This is a genomic window from Streptomyces sp. NPDC004111, from assembly GCF_042874215.1.
Taxonomy (GTDB): Bacteria; Actinomycetota; Actinomycetes; order Streptomycetales; family Streptomycetaceae; genus Streptomyces.
In genome coordinates this window covers 690,607-711,638 of the sequence record NZ_JBIAMU010000001.1, presented here as the reverse complement: position 1 = coordinate 711,638, position 21,032 = coordinate 690,607, and the positions used below count along the sequence as shown (strand labels likewise).

Annotated in this window: 20 protein-coding genes; 9 read left to right on the top strand and 11 right to left on the bottom strand. The window is 71.7% G+C overall.

All coding sequences use genetic code 11. The annotated features are described in order from the left end of the window. Positions 1 to 80: 80 nt before the first annotated feature. The 3 genes from ACFYVL_RS03180 to ACFYVL_RS03170 all read right to left on the bottom strand — a co-directional run bounded on the left by ACFYVL_RS03180 (position 81) and on the right by ACFYVL_RS03170 (position 3,421). Complete coding sequence (locus tag ACFYVL_RS03180; protein ID WP_389241030.1) at positions 81 to 1,469, bottom strand: ParB/RepB/Spo0J family partition protein; 1,389 nt, start codon at positions 1,467 to 1,469, stop codon at positions 81 to 83. Then, a complete protein-coding gene (locus ACFYVL_RS03175) occupies positions 1,466 to 2,620 on the bottom strand; it encodes a ParA family protein (RefSeq protein ID WP_389241029.1) in 1,155 nt (384 codons plus the stop codon). The genes ACFYVL_RS03180 and ACFYVL_RS03175 overlap by 4 nt, the downstream gene beginning before the upstream one ends. 165 nt (positions 2,621 to 2,785) lie before the next feature. Then, positions 2,786 to 3,421, bottom strand: a complete 636-nt coding sequence (locus tag ACFYVL_RS03170) for a LysE/ArgO family amino acid transporter (protein ID WP_389241028.1) — start codon at positions 3,419 to 3,421, stop codon at positions 2,786 to 2,788. A 69-nt stretch (positions 3,422 to 3,490) separates the two neighbouring features. Between ACFYVL_RS03170 and ACFYVL_RS03165 the strand changes: the two genes are divergently transcribed. Continuing rightward, positions 3,491 to 4,435 carry a LysR family transcriptional regulator ArgP gene (locus ACFYVL_RS03165; RefSeq protein ID WP_389241027.1) on the top strand — a complete coding sequence of 315 codons (945 nt, stop codon included), beginning with the start codon at positions 3,491 to 3,493 and terminating at the stop codon, positions 4,433 to 4,435. A 134-nt stretch (positions 4,436 to 4,569) separates the two neighbouring features. On the opposite strand, the gene ACFYVL_RS03160 is transcribed toward ACFYVL_RS03165, so the two are convergent. Together ACFYVL_RS03160 and ACFYVL_RS03155 are read right to left on the bottom strand one after the other, a co-directional pair. Further along, a complete protein-coding gene (locus ACFYVL_RS03160) occupies positions 4,570 to 5,058 on the bottom strand; it encodes a protein phosphatase (protein ID WP_389241026.1) in 489 nt (162 codons plus the stop codon). A gap of 69 nt (positions 5,059 to 5,127) precedes the next feature. Then, on the bottom strand, positions 5,128 to 5,631 hold the full coding sequence (locus tag ACFYVL_RS03155) for an ATP-binding protein (protein ID WP_389241025.1): 504 nt from the start codon (positions 5,629 to 5,631) through the stop codon (positions 5,128 to 5,130). 782 nt (positions 5,632 to 6,413) lie between these two features. Here ACFYVL_RS03155 and ACFYVL_RS03150 point away from each other — a divergent pair. The 6 genes from ACFYVL_RS03150 to ACFYVL_RS03125 all read left to right on the top strand — a co-directional run bounded on the left by ACFYVL_RS03150 (position 6,414) and on the right by ACFYVL_RS03125 (position 12,738). After that, positions 6,414 to 6,776, top strand: a complete 363-nt coding sequence (locus ACFYVL_RS03150) for a MerR family transcriptional regulator (protein WP_389241024.1) — start codon at positions 6,414 to 6,416, stop codon at positions 6,774 to 6,776. Positions 6,777 to 7,050: 274 nt separating this feature from the next. Further along, positions 7,051 to 7,842 carry an ATP-grasp domain-containing protein gene (locus tag ACFYVL_RS03145; RefSeq protein ID WP_389241023.1) on the top strand — a complete coding sequence of 264 codons (792 nt, stop codon included), beginning with the start codon at positions 7,051 to 7,053 and terminating at the stop codon, positions 7,840 to 7,842. Positions 7,843 to 7,880: 38 nt separating this feature from the next. Continuing rightward, positions 7,881 to 8,639: a hypothetical protein gene (locus tag ACFYVL_RS03140; RefSeq protein WP_389241022.1), complete on the top strand. Its 759-nt coding sequence runs from the start codon at positions 7,881 to 7,883 to the stop codon at positions 8,637 to 8,639. A gap of 838 nt (positions 8,640 to 9,477) precedes the next feature. Continuing rightward, positions 9,478 to 10,551 carry a bifunctional DNA primase/polymerase gene (locus tag ACFYVL_RS03135; RefSeq protein WP_389241021.1) on the top strand — a complete coding sequence of 358 codons (1,074 nt, stop codon included), beginning with the start codon at positions 9,478 to 9,480 and terminating at the stop codon, positions 10,549 to 10,551. Next, entirely contained in the window at positions 10,548 to 12,200 is a 1,653-nt protein-coding gene (locus tag ACFYVL_RS03130) for a phage/plasmid primase, P4 family (protein WP_389241020.1), read from the top strand. Before ACFYVL_RS03135 ends, ACFYVL_RS03130 begins: the two co-directional genes overlap by 4 nt. Before the next feature lie 157 nt (positions 12,201 to 12,357). Further along, on the top strand, positions 12,358 to 12,738 hold the full coding sequence (locus tag ACFYVL_RS03125) for a DUF6009 family protein (protein WP_389241019.1): 381 nt from the start codon (positions 12,358 to 12,360) through the stop codon (positions 12,736 to 12,738). A gap of 80 nt (positions 12,739 to 12,818) precedes the next feature. Here the strand turns inward: ACFYVL_RS03125 and ACFYVL_RS03120 are convergent, their stop codons facing one another. Further along, complete coding sequence (locus tag ACFYVL_RS03120) at positions 12,819 to 13,478, bottom strand: TetR/AcrR family transcriptional regulator (RefSeq protein WP_389241018.1); 660 nt, start codon at positions 13,476 to 13,478, stop codon at positions 12,819 to 12,821. A gap of 76 nt (positions 13,479 to 13,554) precedes the next feature. Here ACFYVL_RS03120 and ACFYVL_RS03115 point away from each other — a divergent pair, with 76 nt between their 5' ends. After that, on the top strand, positions 13,555 to 14,418 hold the full coding sequence (locus tag ACFYVL_RS03115; RefSeq protein WP_389241017.1) for an alpha/beta fold hydrolase: 864 nt from the start codon (positions 13,555 to 13,557) through the stop codon (positions 14,416 to 14,418). Here ACFYVL_RS03115 and ACFYVL_RS03110 read toward each other — a convergent pair. The 5 genes from ACFYVL_RS03110 to ACFYVL_RS03090 all read right to left on the bottom strand — a co-directional run bounded on the left by ACFYVL_RS03110 (position 14,367) and on the right by ACFYVL_RS03090 (position 19,313). Beyond that, positions 14,367 to 14,969 carry a DinB family protein gene (locus tag ACFYVL_RS03110; RefSeq protein ID WP_389241016.1) on the bottom strand — a complete coding sequence of 201 codons (603 nt, stop codon included), beginning with the start codon at positions 14,967 to 14,969 and terminating at the stop codon, positions 14,367 to 14,369. The genes ACFYVL_RS03115 and ACFYVL_RS03110 overlap by 52 nt on opposite strands. Positions 14,970 to 15,134: 165 nt before the next feature. Further along, positions 15,135 to 17,306 carry an RNA polymerase recycling motor ATPase HelR gene (helR, locus tag ACFYVL_RS03105; RefSeq protein ID WP_389241015.1) on the bottom strand — a complete coding sequence of 724 codons (2,172 nt, stop codon included), beginning with the start codon at positions 17,304 to 17,306 and terminating at the stop codon, positions 15,135 to 15,137. Between the two features lie 186 nt (positions 17,307 to 17,492). After that, on the bottom strand, positions 17,493 to 17,879 hold the full coding sequence (locus ACFYVL_RS03100) for a VOC family protein (RefSeq protein WP_389241014.1): 387 nt from the start codon (positions 17,877 to 17,879) through the stop codon (positions 17,493 to 17,495). Next, positions 17,876 to 18,199: an ArsR/SmtB family transcription factor gene (locus tag ACFYVL_RS03095; protein ID WP_389241013.1), complete on the bottom strand. Its 324-nt coding sequence runs from the start codon at positions 18,197 to 18,199 to the stop codon at positions 17,876 to 17,878. Before ACFYVL_RS03095 ends, ACFYVL_RS03100 begins: the two co-directional genes overlap by 4 nt. A 106-nt stretch (positions 18,200 to 18,305) precedes the next feature. Beyond that, positions 18,306 to 19,313, bottom strand: a complete 1,008-nt coding sequence (locus ACFYVL_RS03090; protein ID WP_389241012.1) for a CehA/McbA family metallohydrolase — start codon at positions 19,311 to 19,313, stop codon at positions 18,306 to 18,308. A gap of 355 nt (positions 19,314 to 19,668) precedes the next feature. Here ACFYVL_RS03090 and ACFYVL_RS03085 point away from each other — a divergent pair, with 355 nt between their 5' ends. Beyond that, complete coding sequence (locus ACFYVL_RS03085; protein ID WP_389241307.1) at positions 19,669 to 21,030, top strand: aminotransferase class V-fold PLP-dependent enzyme; 1,362 nt, start codon at positions 19,669 to 19,671, stop codon at positions 21,028 to 21,030. The last annotated feature ends 2 nt before the right edge of the window (positions 21,031 to 21,032 follow it).

Genomic DNA, 21,032 nt, shown 5'->3' with positions numbered 1-21,032 from the left:
GCGGTTGCCGGGGTGCGCCCCTTCGGGGTCGGCGGCGGGAGCGGGTCCGCTGTGCGGGGTGTGCTCCTCGTTGCCCTCGCTTACATGTGGGTGCGCAATTCCGCGATCAGCGCGACCAGTTCGTCGTGGTTCAGGCCGGCTGCGAGGGCGCGGGCCTGGTCTTTGGGGGTGGCGCCGAGTTGGTGTACGAGCCCACGGGCGATGTCATGGGTAGTGCGTACACCCGAGTTGTTGTCCGCGGACAACAACTCCTCTTCGTCGTCCGGCTGTTCCTCGGCGGCGACCAGCCCCGGCACGGTGGTTGCGACGGGTGAGACCGCAGGGATACGCGAGGGTGCCGGGGCGGGGGAGGGCGCGGGGGTTTCGGCCGGAGCAGCGGCCGGGGGAGCTGCGGCAGGCGCCGGGGCCGGTGCTGGTTCGGGCTCTGCGGCTCGCGGCGCCGGGGGTGTTTCCCGTACCGGTGCGGGTGCTGCGGCTTGCGGCACTTGGGGGGTGGGCTGCGGCTGTTCCGGGTCGCTGTCCTGGCTGTTGCCCGGGGTGCTGCTCAGGTCAGGGGCAGCAGCAGCACCCGTTCCAGGCGCCGTGTTGTTGTCCGCGGACAACGAACCCGTGTCCTCGTGGGCTTCTTCGGGCGCTGCCGGTTCGGCGTTGTGCTGCTGCGGTACTTCCTCGGCCAGCTTCTGCTTTGCCTGCTGGGCGAGTGCCTTGGTCTCTTCGCGGGTCCGGGCTTCCCGCTCCCGCTGCTCCTTGAGGTATTCCAGGAGTTCCACGGTGTCCAGGCCCGGCTGGTCCTTGAGCCGGCGGGCCAGCATCCGTCCGTCCCGCTCGGCGAGCGTGCCCGCGCTGAGCATCAGCTGGAGGCCTTCGGGGAGTTCGAGGAGGGAGAGCTGGTTGGTGACCCAGGAACGGTCGCGGCCGAGGCGTTTGGCCGCCCGTGCCCGTGCACCGGTCGCGGACTCCTCGCTGCACACCAGCACCAGCTGCTGCACGCCTCTGGCGCGCTCGACGACGTCGAAGTCCTCCCGCTCCAGGTTCTCCTTCAGCAGATGGTCTATGAACGCCTCGCGGGAGGCCGCGAGATCGTCCCGTACGACGAAGTCCAGGGACTCCAGGCCGACGTGGGAGGCACTGCGGTAGCGCCGCTCGCCGTTGATGAGGACGTACTGGGCGTTGCCGATCTGTGCTTCGTGCTGCGGCCACACCTTGAGGTAGGCGGCGCGCGAGATGGCTACGCAGGCGGCGAGCTGGGTGTTGCGGAGTTCCTCGCCGAAGCGGGTGAGTTCCTCGTCCGAGCCGAAGTTGCGACGGGGGTTGAGGGGGGTCGGGGCGACTTCTTCGAGGCGGATGCGGGAGAGCTCGTAGGCCGGTACGTCGCCCTGGACGAGGGCCTTGGCCCGTCCTCGGGCGCTTCGGCCGCGCGGTACGCCGCCGAAGGAGGAGCCGGTTCCGAGCCGGTCGGCGACGCTCATGAGGTGATCCTCCGTGCGATGGTGCGCATGATCTCGGACTGCTCGCAGTCCGGGGCGTAGGTGAGCAGCGGCTGCTTGAGGCGGACCGCCTCACGCTGTTCCTTGCGCTCGGGCATGATGCCGATGACCGGCGGGTCGCCGATCGCCTTCCAGCTGTCCAGCGAGGAGGTGGCGATGTAGCCCTTGCGGCTGTCGTACATGTTGACGATGAAGCCGAGCATGGTGATCTCGACCTCCATGTCCGCCGTCAGGTCCTGGATCTGGTCGTAGAGCATGTCGTACGCGTCGGCGGAGGAGTCCTCGGCGAGGACCGGCACGAAGACGCCGGAGGTCTCCGGCTCGTCCTCCTCACGGGTGCGGCAGTAGTAGAGCGCGGTGTCCATGGAGTAGCCGAGGCTCGGCGGGCAGTCGACCACGATGTAGTCGAAGTCCTTCTCCAGCGGCTCCATCGCCTTCTCCAGGGCCGTCTCCTTGACCCGGACGAAGCGGCTGGTCGCCAGCTTCGCGTCGAGCAGGAACGCGTCCTTGCACGCGGGCATCAGGAACAGCCGGCCCGCGAAGCCGTTCTCCTCTATTGAGACGAGGAGTTCGCGCAGTTCTCCCTTGGCCTCGCCGAGCATGTGCTTGGCCAAGCTCGGCTCCTCGATGTCGAAGAGCTGGTAGCCGAGCTGCTTGGTGAGGTGGCCCTGCGGGTCGAAGTCAATGAGCAGGACCCGGTTTCCGGCCTCGGCGAGGGCCTGGGCGACCCCGGAGGACGTGGCGGTCTTGCCGACGCCGCCCTTCTGGTTGCCGAAGATGATGCGGCGGGCGCCGCTGCGGCGGGCGGCCCTGCGGGGGGAGGGGTGGGCGCCGAGCCAGAGCCGGATCGCCTGCGCGAGGCCCTGGTTGAAGGGGAGGCCGCGCTGCTTGCAGTCGTCCTTGAACTCCCCGTACAACCCGGCGGGAAGGTACGTCGAGAAGGAGCTGCCGCCGGTGGTGTCGACCAGGGGCTGCTCGGAGGTGTCCGAGCGCCACGCCTGGACGCCCTCGGTGACGGCGTCCTTGATGTCGACGCCCAACTCGGCGGCTCTGACTTTGAGTTCCTGGCGCAGCGAGGCGGGGAGTTTTGCTACTACCTTTTCCCGGTCGTCCGGGGCGTATGGGACGGTCATGCGGTTACCTTACTCACCTCCGTGGGTGTTTTGGTGACATTGGGGAAAGCCAAGTGCCGCGTGTCGGGTGAGAGCGGGGCAAATTGACGGGGCGTGAGGAGCCGCTCACGCCCCCACGCCCCCAGCACCCCAGCCAGAGTCCCGGGTCCCGGGTCCGGCGGATGCCTACGCCCCGAGCACCAGCATCCCGCCCATGGTCACCATCGTTGCCGCGACCACTCCATCAAGCACCCGCCACGCGCCCGGCCGTGCCAGCAGTCCGCTCAGCAGCCGGGCCCCGTAGCCGAGGGTGGCAAACCACGTGAGGCTCGCCAGGACCGCACCCGCGCCGAACGCCCAGCGCAGCGAGCCGTGATCGGTGGCCACCGACCCGAGGAGCAGCACCGTGTCGAGGTAGACGTGCGGGTTGAGCCAGGTCATCGCCAGGCAGGTCAGTACGGCGGCGCGGGCGGAGCCGGTCGCCGCGCCGCCGCCGGTGGTGAGGGCCGCGTCGGGGGAGGGGCGCAGCACCCGCCGGGCGGCCAGCAGTCCGTAGCAGATCAGGAAGCCGCCGCCCGCGAGGCCGACCGCCGTCAGCGCGGCGGGCCAGGCGGTGACCACCGCGCCCACTCCCGCCACCCCGAGTCCGATGAGCAGCGCGTCGGACAGTGCGCAGATGGCGACCACCGCGAGCACCGCGTGCCGGTGCGCTCCCTGGCGCAGGACGAAGGCGTTCTGTGCGCCGATGGCGACGATGAGGGAGAGTCCGGTGCCGAAGCCGGCGAGTACGGCCGCGACGATGCCTGAGGTGCTGTGTGTCATGCCCTCGACGCTAAGGACGGTCGCGTCTTCAGTACAGCTAAAGATTCTTACGTACCCTTAGCGTTCGTGATGGAAGAACTTCCCCTGGACCAGGTATCCACGTTGCTCGCCGTCGTCGACGAGGGCACTTTCGACGCCGCCGCAGCCGCTCTGCACGTCACCCCGTCCGCCGTCAGCCAGCGCATCAAGGCCCTGGAGAAGCGCACCGGCCGGGTGCTGCTGATGCGTACGAAACCGGTGCGGCCGACGGAATCGGGGCAGGTCGTGGCGCGTTTCGCCCGTCAGCTCGCCCTGCTGGAGCGGGATGCCAGGGCCGAGCTGGGTCTCCCCGGCGAGGAGAGCTCGGACGAAGCGAGGGGTCCGGTTCCGGCGCGGCTGGCCATCGCCGTGAACGCCGATTCCCTCGCCACCTGGTTCCTGCCCGCCCTGACCCGGGTACCCCAGGACCCGCCGATCTGCTTCGAGCTGTACCGCGAGGACGAGGCGCACACCACGGCACTGTTGCGCGAGGGGCAGGTGATGGCTGCGGTTACCTCGTCGCCCGATCCGGTTGCCGGCTGCACGGTACGGGCGCTGGGCAAGGCCCGGTACCTGCCAGTGGCGAACCCGGAGTTCGAGACAAGGTACCTGGGGGAGGGAAGGTTGGTGGAGCGGCTGCGGGAGGCGCCGGTAATGGTCTTCGACCGCAGGGACGAGATCCAGGACGGTTTCGTACGGGCGCTGGCGGCGGACTCCGAGGGCGGGACACCACCGGGCGCCGGTCCCGTCCGGCACTACGTGCCCACCTCCGAGGGATTCTGCGACGCGATCGTCGCCGGGCTCGGCTGGGGCCTCGTACCGGAGTCGCAGGCGGTGCCGCTGCTGCGCGCCGGGGCGCTGTCGCTGCTCGCGACCGACCGGACCGTGGACGTCCCGCTGTTCTGGCAGCAGTGGAAGCTGGACTCGCCCGCGCTGGCCGCCGTCGCGGGCGCGGTGGTCGCGACGGCGGCGGCGCAACTGATTCCTTCGGGCTGATTCACGCCCAGCTGATTCACGCCGAGGCGACCGCCCCACGCCGGACACGGGCCCCGCGTCCCTTCACCCGGACCGCGAGGCCGGGCTCACCCGGGCCTGGAGGCCGAGCACCCGGCCCGCCCAGCTCCCGCCCCTCAGGCCCGGAACCGCCGCACGTACCGCTTCTGCCCCGGTGTCTCCACCGCGTGGCGGCTGTAGTTCTCCCGTACGAAGGCCACCGCGTCCTCCGGCGGCACGCCGTCCAGTACGGCGAGGCAGGCCAGGGCGGTGCCCGTCCTCCCGCGGCCACCGGCGCAGGCGAGCTCGACGCGTGCGGTGGCCGTACGTTCCCACGCCTCGGTCAGCAGTGCGCGGGCCTGCTCGTCGTCGGCGGGCAGCCGGAAGTCCGGCCAGCGCAGCCACCGGGCCTCCCAGGGGACCTCGGGCGGCTGCTTGCCGAGCAGGTACACGGCGTACGTGGGCAACTGCCCCTCGGGCAGCGGGCGGCTCAGTCCACGGCCCCGGACCAGGCGCCCCGAGGGCAGCCGGAGCACTCCGGCCGCGGTGGGCTCCCAGGGCTCCCCGGGGGTCTTCGGCTCCGATGCTTCCTGGGCGGCCTTCTGGGGTTCCTCGGGCGCGGTCATGCGCTCACGGTAGACGTCACCGGGCGCGGGCGGGCCGGATCCCGCCAAGTCCCGTCGGGGACAAAACCCCTAGCGCGGCAGGACCGCCCGCACCGTCTTGCCGCGCAGCGCGCTGCGGCGGCCCGTGCTCGGGCCGCCCACCCTGCCCGGCATGACCGTCACCTCGTCGGCGAGGAGTTCGACCAGGTGCCAGCCGAAGCCGCCCGTGCCACCGGTCGTATCGGGGGCGCGGGGACTGGGGCGCACCGAACTGCGGTCGGCGACGGCGACGGTGAGGGTGTCCGGGGACGCGGACAGCGCGAGGGTGTACCGGCCGCCGCCGTGCCGTACCGCGTTGGTGACGAGTTCGGACACGACGAGGACCAGAGAGTCGGCCGCGTCGGGGCCCGGGGCGGGGGAGAGGTGGTCGGCGAAGGCACGTGCCGCCTTGCGGGCGCGAAGTACTCCCGCCGCGCCCCGGCCTCGGATCGTCCCGGGGTACGGCCCTGCGTGTGCCCGGGACGCGGGGTCCGTCAGTGGTGTCGGTGCGGTCGGCTGTTCGGTCATGTACGTGGTCAGCTGCTTGCTGTTCATGCGCGTACGCCCCAATCCGTGATCGGTTGTACCGCCCTGAGGCAGGCGTATGCCCGATGCATCGGCGTTCAGACGCCCTCAGCACATTGCGGATGCGAAATTCAGCTCGTACGAGTGACGGCCATGGCGCAACCCGGGAGCACTCAGGGATTGAACGGTCTCCGGCTGGGCAGCCTGTAGATTTCCGGTTTCGCTGCATGGAGAAAATCTGTTGTGGCGAGGGTAGACATTGGAGTGTGCCAGGACTACATTCCCTGGTGTAACCACGAAGTCGAGTGAGGCGCGGCAGGGACTGATCGCCGCGCGTGCCGGTTCGAAGCAGGTTGTGGCACGGCAGTGGAACGGCGGGGCCGGGCAGTTCGAGGGTCCCGTGGTTGGTTGCCGGGCCGTGCGCGTCCCAGGGACCGCGAGCAGTTCGCAGGACGACCGGCACGACGAGCAGTACGCATCACAGCAGTACGCGGTACTCGCAGTACCGAGAGGTTGCACCCGAGAGAAAGAGGTTCGCGCCATCAGGATCGCCCGGGCGGGCGGAGCCGGCCCGGGTACCGCAGGCCCCGGAACGGAAGGTGGTCACACGGTCACTCATCCGCGATCCCCGCAGTCGGGTCCGCCAGGGACGGACTGCGGAAACTCAGAACCGGCGCAGCAATAAGCCGGTGGAGATGGTGTTGATTTCCTTGGGGCCCTGGTGCCGTACGGCACTGGGGCCCCTCTACGCGTTGCTTCAGGACAGATTCCTTGACACGTGAAGAGCAGGCCGCGAAGGCAGTGAGGTGCCAGTGACAGTGGACGACCAGCAGTCCCCGCCCCCCGCCCCACCCCAGAACAAGGACCGTTTCGACGACGACGACTATCCCGCCTACACGATGGGGCGGGCCGCCGAGATGATCGGGGCGACTCCCGCCTTCCTGCGGGCCATAGGAGAAGCGCGGCTGATCACGCCGCTGCGTTCGGAGGGCGGCCACCGGCGGTACTCGCGCTACCAGTTGCGCATCGCCGCGCGGGCCCGGGAGCTGGTGGACCAGGGGACTCCGGTCGGTGCGGCGTGCCGCATCGTCGTGCTGGAGGACCAGCTCGAAGAGGCGTTGCGACGCAACGAGGAACTGAGCAGGCCCGCTCCCGAGGGACCGGCCGGAGGGTGACCCGCCGAGGGACCGAAGCGCCGCGGACACTCACCGGAACTGCGCGCAGGGGCCCGTTCGCACGTGGCGCACACCGCAAAGGGCTGGTCAGCGCCGCTTGGGGAGGTGCCGCGCACGGTAGGTCCGGTGCCGCGCCGATTCCGAACGTACTTGAGTTTCCCGGTCCTTCGGTCCCTCCGTCCCTCTTCGGTCCCTGACCCGGCGCTGCCTTGATCTTTCAGCCAGGACTGAAAGCTATGGACCGGGCAGCCCCGCGGTGGCATCGTCGGCGCTCGTGACGGACCGGAACTTCCTTGTAGTGGCGCCCCAGTACAGCCCGACCCGCGGTCTGCTCGCGGATGCGGCGCGACGGCGCGGCATGGAGGTGGAGGTGCTCCCCGCGCTGCCCGGCACGGTCGATCTGCGGGGCCGGGAGGGGGTGCACTACTACGGCGGGCCGAAGTACGCCGCCGAGGCGGGTGACGGGCTTCCGGTCGCTCTGCTGGCGCCCGACGGCGGCTGGCTGGCCGCGCTGCCCCACGAGTTCACCCGGCGGCGGCTGACCCTGTCGACGCTGGGGGCCGCGCGGGAACTGCCGGGGCCGCTGTTCGTGAAGCCGCCCACCGACAAGAGCTTTCCGGCCGCGGTCTACGCGGACGGCGGGCGGCTGCCCTCGGGACCGCGGCTTCCGCCGGGGCTTTCGGTGCAGATCAGCGAGGTGGTGATGTGGGCGGCCGAGTTCCGGCTGTACGTCCTGGACGGGGCGGTCCGCACCGGTTCGCAGTACGCGACGTACGGGCTGCTGGACTCCGAGCCGCTGACCTCCGCCCACCGCCACCACGACGCGGTGCTGGCCTTCGCGGGCGATGTGCTCGCCGCGTGCGCGGGGACGCTGCCGAGTGCGGTGGTGCTGGACGTCGGGCTGCTGGCGACGGGGGAGTGGGCGGTGGTGGAGGCGAACATGGCGTGGTTCAGCAGCTGCTACGCAGCCGATCCGGAACAAGTCCTGGACGTGGTGCTGCGGGCGGGCGGACCGGCGGACCGGGTGGCGCCGCGCGATCTGCCGTACTGCCGACAGGACGGCTAGCGGCATTTGCGTGCGGTCCCGGGCGTGATCCTGGAGACATGGACTTCGCACATCTGGAACCCGTGGACCGTGAACCCGCACCGGCGCGCTACGGGAAGCTGCGGGTGGAGCGGGATCTCGCGCCCGCACGGTGGCTCGTCGACGCGTTCCCCGACAGCAGCCTCTTCGGGACGGTGGCCGGGCTGTGCACACCGGGTTTTCCCGCGTACGCACGGGTGCTCCACCCCGCGGGGCTCGACGGCCGGCCCGTCCGCTGGGACGAGGTGGCCCGCTCCCGCCCGGAGCAGCAGCATGTCGACGGCCTAACCTGGTGGTACGAACTGCTCGGTGCGCCCGCGCCCTACGGTCCCCAGGAGCAGGCCGGACAGGCCGGGGTCTGGGACGAGATGCCCTGGGAGGGACCAGCCCCGGCCCCTGTGGCCGCGCTGCTGGCCGCCGTGCTCGCCGGACACACCAGAACCCCGGAACGCTGCTGGTACGGCCTGTGGGACGGCTACGGGACCTACGAGTGGGACGCGGCGGTACCGGTCTTCGCCACCCCGCACCGGGAGCACGTGCTGCTCTCCGGGACCCTCGCGGAGGTCACCTCGCCCGCCGCGCCCGGCTGGGGAGGGTACGGGTCCGCCTTCGTGGAGCTGCCGGACCGGTGGTGGCCCGAGGACCGCGCCTGGTGCGTCGGCGGGGACACGGACCTGAAGAGCACCTACGTCGGCGGCTCGGCGGCCTGTGTCGCCGCGCTGCTCGCCGCACCGGGTCTGGAGGTCCATCCGGTGGATCCCGGGTCCCTGCTCGGCTGACCCGAGGGCGAACACGCGTGCCTGCGGGGACCGGGAGGGACTGAAGGGACCCAGCAGAACAAGTGCGCGAGATCCGGTCACGCGTGCCTTTTTTCGGGCGGCTCCGAGGCCGGCCCGGGACGGAGGGACTGGACTGAGCGTTTCGGTCCCTCCGTTCAGTCCCTCGACAAAACTGCAGGTCAGAGCAGTGAGGGTGGTTCTGATCAAGGGACTGAGGGACTGAAGGGACTCAACTTTGCAGTATCCATCCCAATTGTGTGCGCGTGTGTATGCGGACGCGTGTAGTAGACAGGTATAAGCCTGAAGCGCTGATAACTAGGAATTTCAGTCCCTTCAGTCCCTTTCAGTCCCCGTCCCAGCCGCCCGCAACCCGTTGACCTGCGGGTTTACCGAGGGACTGAAGGCGAGGGACTGAACCGCACGGTCCCCGGCCGTTCCGTCCCTCGGTCCAGAAATACGAAGAATCGCCCGACTCTCGGGCACCTGTACGAAATCTGACGCCCCGGGCCACCGTTGCCCCGGGCAGGACAAGGGCCGACGCGCTCGGGAGGCCGCCGTGAGGAGGGCCGCACGCCCGCCGACGGCCCAAAGGGACTCAAGGGACTGAAGAACTGATACAACGGCAGTTCCCCGCAGAGATTGCCGACCCTTGCGCTAGGCTCAGGACCTCATAGGAAAGTTCAGTCCCTTCAGTCCCTCATGCGGGCGTCCAAAGGTCGCTGACCAGCGCTTTTACCAACAGGGACTGAACGCACCAGAACGCACGACCTCTGACCCCGACAAGGACGACCGCGTGCCGCGCCACGGTGAGACCAGTAGCCCAGTCCCTTCAGGGACCGTGAAGGCGCACGCCGTCGCACGCTGGTGCGCGGGCAACGGCTGGCCGGTCCACCCCCTGGCGCCCGGCCGGAAGACGCCCGCCGCCAACTGCACCGTGTGCCGCGAAGCCGTGCGCTGCGCCCAGGACTGCGCCTGCATCCGGGCGGGACGCTGGTGCCACGGCTTCCGGGCCGCGACCACCGACACGGCCCGGATCGACGACTGGTGGGGCACCCACCCCGCGATGGGCGTGGGCGTCGCCTGCGGCCCCGCGGACCTCGTCGTCCTCGACGTCGACGCGCACAGCGCCGAGGTCCCCGACCGGGCCCGGCTGCTGCCGGGAATCCCGATCCACCCCCGGGTGGACCTGACCGGTCTCGGCTCGGGGTTCGACACGCTCGCCCTGCTGGCCGCCTACCGCAAGCAGCCCGACCCGGCCGCGGACACCACGACCCTCCGCGTCCGCACCCCCTCGGGAGGTCTGCACATCTGGTACCGCAACACCCGCCCCACGACCCGCTACCGCTCCTCCACCGGGTCGAGCCCCAAGGTCGCCCTCGCCTGGCAGGTCGACGTCCGGGCCGACAACGGGTACATCGTCGCGCCCACCAACCGCACCCCCCAGGGCAGTTACGTCCCGGTGGGGGAGACCAGGCTGCCCGCCCCGCTGCCCGACTGGCTGGCCGCCGAACTGGCCCGCACTGGACACACCGGCGGGGACCCCACGGGCACCACCGACGCCCAGAAAGCCACAGGAGCCCCGTCAGCGCCCTTCGGGGTGCCCGCCCCCCGCCTGCGCCCCCGACGTGCTCCCAGGGCCGCAGAACGCCTCCTGGAGCCTCTGCTGGCCGAGGTCGCGGCCTGTGCGGCCGTGCAGGAGGGCGCGAGCTTCACCGAGAAACTCAACAGGGCCGCGTACACCGCGGGAGGTCTGGTGGCCGGCGGCCACCTCGCCGACTCGTTCGTGCGCGAACTCCTGGCACAGTCCGCGCAGGCGGCCCGTCCGCACCAGTCGCAGCGCAGCACCACGATCATCGAATCCGCCCTTGCCGCAGGTGCCACCCGACCGCTTCACCCCCAAGGACGCCCATGAGCAGCGCCGAGAGCACGAGCTTCGACGCCACTGCCGCCGCTCAGCAGATGCTCGAATTCCCGGTCCCCGAACCGGATCCGGACACTGCGGGCACCGGCACGGCACTTCCCGCCCAGCAGGTCACCGGGCCCGGACAGCCGTCCGCCCAGACGGCCGCGCCCGGTGCGCCGGCCGTGCACGAGCCCTACAACGACGACCTCGGCATGCTCCCGAGCATGCTCACCGACCGGGGCAACGCCAAGCTGTTCGCGCAGCTCTACGGGGACCAGTTCCGCCACGTGGAGGGACTGGGCTGGTACTCCTGGGACCAGTACCGGTGGAAGCGCACCGGCGGCGAGAAGGCCGCCCTGTGGGCCGCCGGCGACATGGCCGAGCAGATGCCCGCGCAGGACCCGCGCGGCTTCTTCAGCGACCGCGAGCTGTACGCCCACCGCAAGCGCACCATGTCGACCCCCGGCATGAAGGCGCTGCTCACCCAGGCCAAGGCGTCCCCGGCGCTGACCCTGGACCCGGACGTGCTGGACGGCGACGCGTACGCGCTGTGCACCCCCGAGGGCGTCGTCGACCTGCACACCGGCGACATGCGCAAGCCCAGCCCGATCACCGACCGGCACTCCCGGGCCACCAGCGTGGCGCCCGAGAACATGCCGACGCCGCGCTGGCACAAGTTCCTGCGGGACACCTTCGGGGACGACGAGAAGGGCCTGGAGACGATCGGGTTCCTGCACCTGCTGCTGGGCTACTCGATCACCGGCGACGTCGGCGCGCAGGTCCTGCCGTTCCTCTTCGGCGCGGGCGCCAACGGAAAATCCGTTCTGCTGGACGTGATGATCCAGATCCTGGGCGACTACGCCGACGCGGCCCCGCCGGGCTTCCTGATGGAGAAGGGCAAGTTCTCCGAGCACTCCACCGAGCTGACCGAACTGCACGGCCGGCGCATCATGGTGTGCTCCGAGCTCAAGCCCAACGACAAGTTCGACGAGTCCCGGGTCAAGCTGCTGACCGGCGGCGACCGGATCAAGGCCCGCCGGATGCGCCAGGACTACTTCTCGTTCGCGCCCACCCACAAGCTCTGGCTGCTGGGCAACCACCGCCCCGAGGTCGGCACCGGCGGGCACGCCTTCTGGCGCCGCATCCGCCTGATCCCCTTCGAACGGGTGGTCCCGAACAAGCACAAGATCGACAACCTGGCCTTCGAGCTCGTACGGGACGAAGGCCCCGGAATCCTCCACTGGCTCATCGAAGGCGCGATGAACTATCTGGAGACTCGGGATCCGCTCACCGGTCCGGATTCCGTACGAATGGCCACCGAAGCGTACGAATCCACGGAGGACCACATCGGCCGCTTCCTCAAGGAATGCTGTGTCAAGAGCCCGCCCTCCGCGAACGCCCACGACCGCCCCTCCGACCTCCGCGTCGAGCAGGGCGTGCTGTACGCCGCGTACGGCACCTGGTGCAACGCCAGCGAGGGAATCAGGCCCGCGACCTCGCGTTCCTTCGCCAGCCGCATCCGTCAGGAGCTCGGTCTCGCGTCGCCGAACGACATGATGAAGTCGAGCGGAAAGAAGTACTACCCGGGTCTGGGCCTGCTCTCCGACGAGGACGATCCGGCAGTTCTGGTCGCTTCGAACGGTCCGGCAATCACATGACGCCCATGCGTGCACTGTGCCGCAACACGGGGCAGCCTTACGATGGGTACCAAGCCTCCGGGCAGGCGCACCGACGGGGCCCGACAACAGGACCCGGCCAGAGGGCAGAATTCCAAGGCCTGAGCGTGGCCGGAAACAACGAGGAGGGGCTTCAGCCATGAGCTCGCTACTGAACGAGAGCGATCTCGCCCACGAGAATGCGGTGGTGTGGCTGGAGAGCCCTGACGACCTCGACTACGTGCGTCAGGCCCTGGACAAGACCCCGCGCCGCCGGGGCAAGCCCCGCTACGCCAGGGACGGCCGTCTGGTCGGCTACACCGAGCTCGACGAGCACGCCGAGGCCGACCCGGACAGCGGCCTGCACAAGCGCCGCGTCTTCTTCCTGCTGCCGCACGACCGCGACACCGCCCCGTCCGGCTACTACGCCGAGGGCGCCCCCGGCGAGGCGGTCGACCCGCGCACCATCGACCCGCAGAAGGTCGGCGAGAAGACCCCGCGCTCCCAGCTGGGCTCGGCCGCCGCCATAGCGATGCCCTGAACGGCCCACGAGCCGAAGGGGGCGGGCCGCGCCCGCCCCGCTGTCCGCGACCCTGATTCCGTGCGCCGCGCCCCGCCCGGTCAGGTCCCGTCCGGCTGACCGCGCCGTACGGGCGCGGTGTCCGCGGCGCCCCGCAGGACCGTGCGGACGGCGCGGGCGGTGAAGTCGTCCTCCACCGGCTGCTGGCGGAAGACGACCCGCAGCCAGGCCGCGCCCGCCAGCAGGTCGACCAAGAGCATCGGGTCGGCGTCCGGGGGCAGTTCCCCGCGGTCCACCGCGCGGGTGAAGATCGGCTGTTCGCCGGCCAGCCGGTCGGCGAAGAACTCGCGTGTGTGCACCGCGAGTTCCGGGGAGTGGGTGGCCGCGCCGAACGACGCGACGGCGATGGCCGAGGCGGGCGGCGCGGTGAGCAGCGTGACGATCCCGTCCAGCAGTGCCTCCAGGTCGCCTTGGAGGGTGCCGGTGTCGGGGAAGTCCAGGGCGAGCGGCGCGCCGTGCAGCAGTGCCGCCCCGAGCAGGGCCCCCTTGGACGGCCACCAGCGGTAGAGGGTCGTCTTGTTGACGCCGGAGAGTTCCGCGACACCCTCGACGGTGAGGCCCTCGTACCCCTTGTCCTGGAGGAGGGCGAGCGTGGCCTCGAAGATCTCGCGGGACTTGCGGGGGCCGGAGATCCGGCGGGTGGCGGAGGTCTCCGCGGCCGGGGCGGAGGCGCGTTCTCCGGGGGAGGTTTCGTCGCTCATGGTGGGCAAGGGTAGCCCCCGTACGAGCCCAAAAAGAAACACAACGTTGCGTTGCATTTGGTGTTACGGTCCCGGCATGACACAGCCTCGGGACTCCGTGCCCTCCTCGCCCCTGCCCGTCGTCTTCCTGCACGGCACCCGCGTCAGCCGCACCATGTGGGAGCCGGTCATGGACATCGTCGGCGCACACCGGCCGGTCGGCGCCCCCGACCTGCCGGGACACGGCGCACGGCGCGGTGAGCGGTTCACCCTGGAGGGCGCCGTGGACGCCGCCGCGGGAGCCGTCGACGAACTCGGCGGGCGGGCCCTGCTGGCCGGGCTCTCCCTCGGCGGGTATGTCGCCGTCGCCACCGCCGCCCGGCACCCGGAGCGGACCGCCGGAGTCCTGGCCATCGGCTGTACGGCGCTGGTGCGCGGGGCGGTCGGGGCGCTCTACCGGCGGCAGGCCGCACTGGCCGCCCGGTACCCGGAGGCGGCCGACCGGCTCAGCCGCCGGGCCTTCCGTCGCACGCTCCCCGCGCCCGCGGCGGCGGCGATGGGCGCGGGCGGTCTCTCCAGCGAGGTCTGGGCCGACGTCATGGACGCCCTCGCCGGTCTGGACGCGCCCGCCGCGCTCGTCGCCTACCCCGGCCCGGTCTGGCTGGCCAACGGCTCCCGCGACCTCCTGCGCAGCGACGAACGGACCTTCCTGGCCGCCTGCCGCGACGGCAGGCTGACCGTCTGGCCGGGCCACGGACACCTCTCCCCGCTGGGTGATCCGCCGCTGCTCGCGCGGGCGGTCCTGGACGCGGCGGTGGTCGCGGAGCGGACCGGTGAGGTGTCCGGGGCGGGCCTCACGGCATCGGCCGTGCCCCACCAGCCGGGCGTGGCGGGCCGGGCCTCTTCCGGTCAGGCCATGCTCTGCGCGCCGTCCAGCGACTCGCGGATGATGTCGGCGTGACCGGAGTGCTGGGCGGTCTCGGTGACGATGTGCATCAGCACCCGGCGGGCCGACCACTGGGCGCCGGGCTCGAACCACGGTGCCGTGGGCAACGGCTGCGCGGCGCCCAGGTCGGCCAGGGTGGCGACCAGTTCGTCCGTATCCGCGGCGGCCTTCTCGTAGTCGGCCAGCACCCCGGCCAGCGTCTCGCCGGGCAGCATCCGGAACCCGTCGTCCCACGCGCCCCGGTCGCTCTGCCCGCCCTTTCCGGTCTGCTCGTCCCGGTCGTCCTGACCGGCCTCTTCGGTGCCCCAGGACTGTTCCATCGCCGCCGCGCCGTGGCGGATGAACGCCGCCCAGCCCCGCTCGACCGCCGTGACGTGCTTGATCAGCCCGCCCAGGCACAGGGCGCTCGCGGTGGTGCGCAGAGCGGCCTGCTCGTCGGTGAGGTCACGGGTGGTGAAGCGCAGGAAGTGCCGGTGCTTGGCCAGCGTCTCCAGCCAGTCGGCGCGTTCACCGGTCGCGGCCGGTGTCGTGGGCAGGTCCTGGGGGGCCATCTCCTGGGAGGTCATGGTCTCCGCCTTCCGGTGTTTCCGTTCCTTCGGACAAGAAGCACACTACGGAGCGTTTAGGACAGTTTGTGTCCTATAAGGGGGGAGGGGGGATCCCGTTTCTCCTCCTGGGAGCCCCCTGTACGGCCGCCGGTCCCCGGTCCTGGTTCCGGCGGCCGGTCCGGTTCAGGAACCGGTGAGGACGACGAGCCGCTGGGTCGCCCGGGTCATCGCGACGTAGCGGTCGACCGCGCCCTCGACGCCCGTGCCGAAGTCCTCCGGGTCGACGAGTACGACCAGGTCGAACTCCAGGCCCTTCGACAGCTGGGGGGTCAGCGAGCGGACGCGGGGCGTCGCCCGGAACGTGGGGTCGCCGATGACGCACGCGATCCCCTCGGGGTGCTCGGCGAGCCAGCCGTCGAGGACCGCGTGGAGGTCCGCGCGCGAGCCGTGGACGACGGGGATGCCGCTGCTGCGGACGGAGGTCGGCACGTTGGCGTCGGGCAGTGCGGCCCGGACCACCGGCTCGGCCTCCGTCATGATCTCCTGCGGCGTCCGGTAGTTGACGCTCAGCGCGGCCATGGTGATCCGGTCCAGGCCCACCCGCTCCAGCCGCTCCTGCCACGACTCGGTGAACCCGTGCCTGGCCTGGGCGCGGTCCCCGACGACGGTGAAGCTCCGGGACGGGCAGCGCAGCAGCAGCATCTGCCACTCCGCGTCCGTCAGCTCCTGGGCCTCGTCGACCACGATGTGCGCGAACGGCCCGGCCAGCAGGTCGGGGTCGGCGGTGGCCACCGCCGACTCGTCGACCAGGCTGTCCCGCAGGTCGCGGCCGTGCAGCATGGTCACCGCGCCCTCGCCGTCGTCGTCGGCGGCGAGGATGTTGTCGATGACGTCGGCCATGCGTGCGCGTTCCGCCGCGAGCGCCGCCTCCTGCCGGCGCCTGCGCACGGCCGTCTCCGGGTCGCCCAGGCGCTGCCGGGCCGCGTCGAGCAGCGGCAGGTCGGACACCGTCCAGGCGTGCGGGGCGTGCTTGCGCTGGAGCGTGCGCACCTCGTCCTTGGTGAGCCAGGGGGCGCACATGCGCAGGTAGGCGGGCACCGACCACAGGTCACCGACGAGGTCGGCGGCCTCCAGCAGCGGCCATGCCCGGTTCAGGGTGGTGACCAGTTCCTTGTCCGTCCGCAGCGAGCGCAGGAACAGCTCCGGCGGGATCTCCTGGTCCTCGTCCCGCTGGTCGTGCTTGTCGAGGAGGATCGTGGCGAGTTCCGCCCAGATCTGTTCGCGGGCCTCGTTGTGCGGGGTGCCGGGCTCCGGTGCGTCGAAGGCCTGCGCCCAGTCGGCGGCGGTGAGCGGGACCTCGTCCCAGTGGGTCGACACGGTCATGCCCGCGGTGGGCGGTTCCTCGTAGAGCGCGACGGCCTTCTCGATCGCCCGCACCATGTCCGCGGACGACTTGAGCCGTGCCACCTCCGGGTCGCTCTCCGCCGTCGCGGTGGCGCCCTCGGCGACCAGGTCCCGCAGGACGCAGGTCTGCACGCCTTCCTCGCCGAGGCTGGGCAGTACGTCGGAGACGTACGCCAGGTAGGGGCGGTGCGGGCCGACGAACAGTACGCCGCCGCGGCGGTGGCCGAGCCGGGGGTCGGAGTACAGCAGGTGGGCGGAGCGGTGCAGCGCGACGACCGTCTTGCCGGTGCCGGGTCCGCCGTCGACGACGAGGGCGCCGCGCGAACCGGCGCGGATGATGGCGTCCTGGTCGGCCTGGATGGTGCCGAGGACGTCGCGCATCCGGTCGGAGCGGTCGCCGCCGAGGCTGGCGATGAACGCGGACTGGTCGTCGAGCGCGGCGTTCCCCTCGAAGCCGTCCTCGGTGAACACCTCGTCCCAGTAGTCGCCGATCCGGCCCCGGGTCCAGCGGTACCTGCGGCGGCTCGCCAGGCCCATCGGGTGGGCGTGCGTGGCGGCGAAGAACGGTTCGGCGGCCGGGGAGCGCCAGTCGATCAGCAGCCGCCGGCCCTCGTCGTCGGTGAGGCCGAGCCGCCCGACGTACACCGGCCCCGAGCCGTCGTCGGCGACGATCCGGCCGAGGCACAGGTCCATCCCGAAGCGGCTCAGGGTGCGCAGCCGGGAGGTCAGGCGGTGGATCTCGGTGTCCCGGTCCATCGCCTCGCGGCCCGCGCCGCCGGGTGCCCTGCGCAGGGTGTCCAGGCGGTCGGACAGCTCGGCGACCGACTTCTCCAGGCTCTCCGCGAGGTCCGCGAAGTGCTTCTCGTCGGCGGCGATCAGCGCCGGGTCGGCCTTGGGGGAGTGGCCGGGCAGGTCGAAGGCCCGGGTGATCACTGCATTCGAATCCGACAAAGGCTGACGCACCTGGTGAATCTCCTCATTCCGCAATTTCTGGCTCAGGAACGAGATTGTGCGGTATCACCGGGGCCTTGCCGCAAGCCCCCCTGTGCGCTATAAGTTAAGAGTGGCAAGGGAAAGGTTTCTCCCCTTGCCTTTCTTTTTTGCCCTTGCCGCCCCTGCTCCGGCCTGCGCCGACGGCTATTTCATGTGGATGATCTGGATCAGGTTGCCGCAGGTGTCGTCCAGTACGGCGGTGGCGTACTCGGCCGTCTCCACCGGTTCCTGGGTGAATTCCACGCCGAGCGCGCGCAGCCGCTCGCATTCCGCGGGAACGTCGTCCACGGCGAAGGAGGCGGCCGGGATGCCGTCCTCGGCCAGCGCGTTCTTGTAGGTCGCCACCGCGGGGTGCCCGGCGGGTTCCAGAAGCAGTGCCGTTCCGTCGGGGGCCTCCGGGGAGACCACGGTCAGCCACCGGTCCTCGCCGACGGGGACGTCGTCCTTCTTCACGAATCCCAGGACGTCCGTGTAGAAGCTCAGCGCCTTGGCCTGGTCGTCGACGAAGACGCTGGTCATGTGGATCCTCATGGGGTTTCCTCCGTCTTTTCGGGTGCGGGTGCGGGGGCGGTGCGCTGTGCCGGCCTGAGCCAGCGGGTGGCGACGGCTTCGAGGGGGCCGGTGTTCAGGTCGTGGAACTTGTAGCGGCCCCGGCGCCGGGTGCGGACCAGGTCCGCGGCCTCCAGTACGGCCAGGTGCTGGCTGACCGCCTGGCGGGACAGTCCCAGGCCGTGTCTGGTGACCAGCCGGGTGCAGATCTCGAAGAGGGTCTGGCCGTCCCGTTCCACCAGCTCGTCGAGGATGTGCCGACGGGTGGGGTCGGCCAGCGCCTTGAATATGTCCTCCGCCATGCTCACCACCATAGGCAAGTGGCGACTTGCCTATCAAGTCGAGGGGGCGCGTGTCCGCGCGGAGGGTGCGCCGGGGCGGCTCGCGGGGACAGCGCAGGCGGACGGCTCAGGCGGACAGGACGATCGGGTTGCTGAGGGCCGCCATGCCGCCGTCGGAGGCGCGGACCTCCGCACGGACGAACCCCGCGTCCGCCGCGCCGGTCTCCCACTCCACGGTGCCCGTCCCCGACCCGGGCAGCGGCACGGTGTGCGCCCGGCCCCGCTCGGTGTGCAGGCTCAGGACGCCCGAGGGCACGCCGCGCACCTCGGCCCGTACCGTCACGGTGGCGCCGCCGGTCGCCAGCCGGTCGCCGATCCCCGCGGTGCGGTGGCCCGCGGCGGCGGTGAGGGACAGCCCGGTGCCGGTCGACCCGGCGATCCAGCTGCGGCCCGCGCGGAGTGCGGCCAGCAGCGCACCGGTGCGCAGCCCGTCGGCCAGCACCACGGTGTGCGGGAGGGCGAGCTGACCGGGCAGATGGGTGTCGCTGCTGCCGATCGCCGGGCGCCACCGCCCGCGCCGGAGGTCCGCGGCCGGGCCGCGCCCCCACTCCGCCAGCGCCGCCTCGTTGTCCGCCTGCCAGGGGACGTCCGACCGCCACGGCCCGTTCCACACCTCCACCAGGTCGAAGCCCTCGAACGGGTACATGAAGGTGCCCGAGGGGTACGGGGCGTGCGGGTGGGCCGCCACGCAGAGTCCGCCCGCACGGTGGACCTCGTCCAGGTGGCGGCCGATCACGCCGTCCCGGACCCCGTACTCCCAGTCGACGACGTGGCCCGGGGGAATGCCCAGGGCCAGCCAGTGACCGGTGCGGGTGGTGGCCTCCTGGCCCAGGACGACGAGCGGGCCCTCGGCGGTGTGCGCGGCCCAGGCGCCGTGGGTCCCGGCGGTGTTGTGCTCGGTGACGGCGAGGAAGTCCAGTCCGGCCGCGCGGGCGTCCGCCGCCAGCTGCCGCGGCGACAGCTCGCCGCCGCTCGACGCCGTCGAGTGCACATGGCAGTCGCCCCGGTACCAGGCGCGCCCCCGGTCGCCCGGCGCGGGGCCGTGGGGCGCTAAGGATTCCTCGGCGGAGGTCATCCGGGCAGCGTAGTTCCGGCGCGGGCGGGCCGGGGCGAGGTTCGGCGAGTGCCCGGCGGGCGTTCCGGGCCGGGGCGAGGTTCGGCGAGTGCCCGGCGGATGTTCCGGCGGCAGTTCCCGTTCGACCGCCCCCGGATCACCGAACCGCCCCATGATGGAAGGGGCCGCGCACGGCCCGCGCGAAGGAGGAGCAGTGGACAGCACCGCACGCTCGACCGGGCAGCCGCCCCCTACCGTCGACGCCCAGTCCGCCCCATTCACCCAGTCCCCCCGATTCGCCGACGCACCGCGGCCCGGCTCCGCCGCCGGCCAGTCCCCCGGCTCCCCGGACGCCCGCGCGGCCGATTTCGCCGATCTGCGCGCCACCGAGTTCGGCTACCTCGCCGAGGGCGGGCACAGCTACCTCGACCACACCGGTGCCGGGCTCCCGCCGCGCTCGCTGGTCCGCGCCTCGGCGGACCGCATCACCGAGGGCTGCTTCGGCAACCCGCACTCCGAGAACCCCACCTCGCGCGCCTCCGGCGACCTCGTCGAGGAGGCCAGGGCAGCCGTGCTGCGCCACTTCCACGCCGACCCCGACGAGTACGCCGTCGTCTTCACCCCGAACGCCACCGGGGCGCTGCGGCTGATTGGCGAGGCGTACCCGTTCGCCCCGGGCAGCAGGCTGGTGATGTCGCTCGACAACCACAACTCGGTGAACGGGCTGCGCGAGTACGCCCGCGCGAAGGGCGCCAGGACGGCGTACGTGCCGCTGGCCGGGCCGGACCTGCGGATCGACGTCCGACGGCTGCGCGCCACGCTGCCCGCCTCCGGCCGCGGGCTCTTCGCGTACCCGGCGCAGAGCAACTTCACCGGCGTGCAGCACCCGCTGGAGTGGATCGGCCGGATCAGGGAGCGGGGGTACGACGTCCTGCTCGACGCCGCCGCCTTCGTACCGACCAATCCGCTGGACCTAGGCCGGGTCCACCCCGACTTCACGGTGGTCAGCTGGTACAAGGTCTTCGGCCACCCGACCGGCGTCGGCAGCCTCGTCGTGCGCCGCGAGGCCCTGGCCCGGCTGCGCAGGCCGTGGTTCTCCGGCGGCACCGTGCACGCGGTCAGCGCGGGGGCGCAGTGGCACGTGCTGAGCGACGGCGTGGCCGCCTTCGAGGACGGCACCGTCAACTTCCTCGCGCTGCCCGACGTGACGGCGGGCCTCGCCTGGATCGACTCGCTCGGCCTCGACCGCGTCCACCGCCACGTCACCGCCCTCACCACCCGGCTCCTGGGCGCCCTCGGCGAGCTGCGGCACAGCGACGGCTCACCCCTGATCAGGGTGTACGGTCCCGGGCCCGACCGGCCGGGGGCGCCGCGGGGCGCGACCGTCGCGCTCAACGTCCTCGACGCGGCGGGCGACATCGTCGACGAGCGCCGGGTCGCCCACGACAGCGCCCGGCGCGGGATATCCCTGCGCACGGGCTGCTTCTGCAACCCCGGGGCGGGCGAGGCGGCCCTGCGGCTGCCGCAGCGCCGGCTGCGCTCCGCCGCCCGCGCCCGGCTCGCCTCGCTGGAGGAGTACCTGCACCTCCTCGGGCTGCCGTCGGCCGGGGCGATCCGGCTGTCGCTGGGCATCGCCACCCAGCCCCGGGACCTCGACGTCTTCCTGTCCTTCGTCACCGAGACCTACCGCGACCGGACCCCCGACACGAGCGGGCTGGCACCGCGCGAGGGCTGCTGACC

Excerpts from the sequence above, each read along its gene's own strand:
- ACFYVL_RS03180 (WP_389241030.1), bottom strand. The coding sequence starts at position 1,469 with ATGAGCGTCGCCGACCGGCTCGGAACCGGCTCCTCCTTCGGCGGCGTA.
- ACFYVL_RS03155 (WP_389241025.1), bottom strand. The coding sequence starts at position 5,631 with ATGAACAGCAAGCAGCTGACCACGTACATGACCGAACAGCCGACCGCA.
- ACFYVL_RS03110 (WP_389241016.1), bottom strand. The coding sequence starts at position 14,969 with ATGACCTCCCAGGAGATGGCCCCCCAGGACCTGCCCACGACACCGGCC.
- ACFYVL_RS03165 (WP_389241027.1), top strand. The coding sequence starts at position 3,491 with ATGGAAGAACTTCCCCTGGACCAGGTATCCACGTTGCTCGCCGTCGTC.
- ACFYVL_RS03130 (WP_389241020.1), top strand. The coding sequence starts at position 10,548 with ATGAGCAGCGCCGAGAGCACGAGCTTCGACGCCACTGCCGCCGCTCAG.
- ACFYVL_RS03160 (WP_389241026.1), bottom strand. The coding sequence starts at position 5,058 with ATGACCGCGCCCGAGGAACCCCAGAAGGCCGCCCAGGAAGCATCGGAG.
- ACFYVL_RS03115 (WP_389241017.1), top strand. The coding sequence starts at position 13,555 with ATGACACAGCCTCGGGACTCCGTGCCCTCCTCGCCCCTGCCCGTCGTC.
- ACFYVL_RS03095 (WP_389241013.1), bottom strand. The coding sequence starts at position 18,199 with ATGGCGGAGGACATATTCAAGGCGCTGGCCGACCCCACCCGTCGGCAC.
- ACFYVL_RS03170 (WP_389241028.1), bottom strand. The coding sequence starts at position 3,421 with ATGACACACAGCACCTCAGGCATCGTCGCGGCCGTACTCGCCGGCTTC.
- ACFYVL_RS03120 (WP_389241018.1), bottom strand. The coding sequence starts at position 13,478 with ATGAGCGACGAAACCTCCCCCGGAGAACGCGCCTCCGCCCCGGCCGCG.
- ACFYVL_RS03125 (WP_389241019.1), top strand. The coding sequence starts at position 12,358 with ATGAGCTCGCTACTGAACGAGAGCGATCTCGCCCACGAGAATGCGGTG.
- ACFYVL_RS03140 (WP_389241022.1), top strand. The coding sequence starts at position 7,881 with ATGGACTTCGCACATCTGGAACCCGTGGACCGTGAACCCGCACCGGCG.
- ACFYVL_RS03100 (WP_389241014.1), bottom strand. The coding sequence starts at position 17,879 with ATGAGGATCCACATGACCAGCGTCTTCGTCGACGACCAGGCCAAGGCG.
- ACFYVL_RS03175 (WP_389241029.1), bottom strand. The coding sequence starts at position 2,620 with ATGACCGTCCCATACGCCCCGGACGACCGGGAAAAGGTAGTAGCAAAA.
- ACFYVL_RS03090 (WP_389241012.1), bottom strand. The coding sequence starts at position 19,313 with ATGACCTCCGCCGAGGAATCCTTAGCGCCCCACGGCCCCGCGCCGGGC.